The organism is Hansschlegelia beijingensis, assembly GCF_045505405.1.
Classification (GTDB): Bacteria; Pseudomonadota; Alphaproteobacteria; order Rhizobiales; family Methylopilaceae; genus Methylopila; species Methylopila beijingensis_A.
The window spans coordinates 1-2,430 of sequence record NZ_JBJKEX010000418.1; the positions used below are offsets into that span (position 1 = coordinate 1).

At 70.6% G+C, this 2,430-nt stretch carries 4 protein-coding genes; 1 reads left to right on the forward strand and 3 read right to left on the reverse strand.

Features of this window, described 5'->3' with window-relative positions:
* Nucleotides 1-215, forward strand: a 215-nt coding sequence (locus tag ACIKT0_RS16935; protein WP_407106543.1) for a CinA family protein, incomplete at its 5' end; no start/stop codon positions are given.
* Nucleotides 216-706: 491 nt separating this feature from the next.
* Here ACIKT0_RS16935 and nusB read toward each other — a convergent pair.
* From nusB to ACIKT0_RS16950, 3 genes are read right to left on the reverse strand one after another with little or no spacing between them, the layout of a single operon-like run.
* Nucleotides 707-1,171 carry a transcription antitermination factor NusB gene (nusB, locus tag ACIKT0_RS16940; protein ID WP_183396289.1) on the reverse strand — a complete coding sequence of 155 codons (465 nt, stop codon included), beginning with the start codon at nt 1,169-1,171 and terminating at the stop codon, nt 707-709.
* A 3-nt stretch (nt 1,172-1,174) separates the two neighbouring features.
* On the reverse strand, nt 1,175-1,657 hold the full coding sequence (gene ribH, locus ACIKT0_RS16945) for a 6,7-dimethyl-8-ribityllumazine synthase (protein WP_407106544.1): 483 nt from the start codon (nt 1,655-1,657) through the stop codon (nt 1,175-1,177).
* Nucleotides 1,658-1,686: 29 nt separating this feature from the next.
* Nucleotides 1,687-2,301: a riboflavin synthase gene (locus ACIKT0_RS16950; protein ID WP_407106545.1), complete on the reverse strand. Its 615-nt coding sequence runs from the start codon at nt 2,299-2,301 to the stop codon at nt 1,687-1,689.
* Between the last annotated feature and the right edge of the window lie 129 nt (nt 2,302-2,430).

The following is a 2,430-nucleotide window of genomic DNA, read 5'->3' on the forward strand; positions in this document are numbered from 1 at the left end:
TCTCGGTCGCCATCACGGGCGTCGCGGGACCCGGCGGCGGAACGGCGGCGAAGCCCGTCGGCCTGGTGCATTTCGCGGCCGCCAGACGCGGTCGGCCAACGCTGCATCGCGAGCGCCGGTTCGGCGATCTCGGCCGTTCGGAGGTGAGGCGCCGATCGGTGATCGAAGCGCTGACGCTGCTCTGCGAGGCGCTCGGGGCCGAAGCCGCGGCGTAAGACGCCGTCACTGCGATAAGAAGCTCGTCATCCTCCGGCTGCACCGGAGGACCCACCTTGGGCGTCGGGCGCGGGGTCGACATGGATGGTCCGGTCAAGCCGGACTATGACGAGCCCTCTGGAGCCAGCAGCCACCCTCGTCATCCTCCGGGTTGACCGGAGGACCCACCTTGGGCGTCGGGCGCGGGGGCGACATGGATGGTCCGGTCAAGCCGGACCATGACGAGGCCTCGGGAGCCCAAAATCACGCTCGTCATCCTCCGGGTTGACCGGAGGATCCACCTTGGGCGTCGGGCGCCGCGGCGACATGGATGGTCCGGTCACGCCGGACCATGACGAGGCCTGTGGAGTCAGCAGCCACCCTCGTCGTCCTCCGGCTTGACCGGAGGACCCACCTTGCGCGTCGGGCGCGGGGGCGACATGGATGGTCCGGTCAAGCCGGACCATGACGAGCCCTCTGGGGCGGCAGGGCTTCGGCCCGTCGAATCCGCCTAGCCCTGCTTCTCGAAATCCCCGGCGCGCACGGTGCGGGCGATCGCGTCCAGCACGGCGTTGATCATGCCGGCCTCGTCGCGGTCGAGGAAGGCGTGGGCGATGTCCACATATTCGGTGATCACCACCTTCACCGGGACGTCCTTGCGCTTGCCGAGCTCGAAGGCGCCGGAGCGCAGGATGGCGCGCATGATCGCCTCGACGCGCTTCAGCGGCCAGCCGGCCTGCAGCGTCTTGTCGATCAGCGGGTCGAGCGCGCGCTGTTCCTTGAGCACGCCGGTGACGAGGTCGCGGAAGAAGGCGGCCTCGGCCGGCTTGTACTCCTCGCCGTCGACCTCCTGGCCGAGCCAGTGCGACTCGAACTGCGCCAGCGTGTCCGGCAGCGGCGTGCCGGCCAGATCCATCTGATAAAGCGCCTGCACGGCTGCGAGCCGGGCCGCGGAGCGCTTTTCGCCCTTGGCCAATCCTCAGTCCTCCGCGCGGCGCTTGAGCCGCAGCATGGTGAGCGCGGCCTCCGCGGCGCCGCCGCCCTTGTCCATCTCGCTGACACGGGCGCGCACCCGCGCCTGGACCTCGTTCTCGACCGTCAGCACGCCGTTTCCGAGCGGGATGCGGCGCGCCACGGACAGGTCCAACAAACCGCGCGCGCTTTCGTTCGCGACGGTGTCGTAATGACTGGTCTCGCCCCGGATCACGCAGCCGAGCGCGACGGCGGCGTCGTAGGGGTCGCCCTTGGCTTCGGCCGCGTCGAGCAGGATCGCGATGGTGGCGGGCAGTTCCAGCGCGCCCGGCACCGTCGCCACGTCATAGCGCGCGCCGGCGGCCTCCAGGCGGGCGGTCGCGCCCTTGAGGAGCTCGTCGGCGATCGCCTCGTAGAAACGGGCCTCGACCACGAGGACGCGCCCGGGCGTGGGCTCGACCGCGATGGCGCGGCGCTGCGGCTCGACCATGAGAAATGCCTTCGATCGTCGGGGAGGCGTCAGTATCCGAGCGCGCTGGCCTCGGCAAGGCGCGCTGCGTAGCGGGCCATCATGTCGACTTCGAGGTTGACCCGGTCGCCGGCCTGCTTGCCGCCCCAGTTGGTCTCGGACAGCGTGTGCGGGATCAGGTGGACGGAGAAGCGCGTCCCCTCCACCTCGTTGACCGTCAGCGAGGTGCCGTCGAGGCAGATCGAGCCCTTCACGGCGATGAACCGCGCGACGGCGGCGGGCGCATCGAAGCCGAAGCGCACGGTCTCGCCCAGATCCTCGCGCGAGATGATCTCCGCGACGCCGTCGACATGGCCGAGCACAAGATGGCCGCCGAGTTCGTCGCCCATCTTGAGCGCGCGCTCGAGATTGACGCGCCCGCCGACCCGCCAGCCGCCCACCGTGGTGAGCGAAAGCGTCTCGGGCCCGGCCTCGACCGCGAACACCGCGCCGCGCGGGCCCGGCTCGATCGAGACGACCGTCAGGCAGACCCCGTCGCAGGCGATCGAGGCGCCGAGCGCGACGCCCGCGGGATCATAGGCGCAGGAGATCGCGAAGCGCGTGACCGCCTCCGCCTCGCGCCGCTCGACGATCTCCCCGACGTCGCTGATGATTCCCGTGAACATGCGTCGCGTCTCATTCTTGCCGGGCCGGCCGGCGCCGGTCACGCCCGGTCATACCTGACCCATCGAGCCGGGGACTTCTTCGAGAAAGGGCAGCACGGCGCGCACCTCCGCGCCCATCCGCTGGTGCCA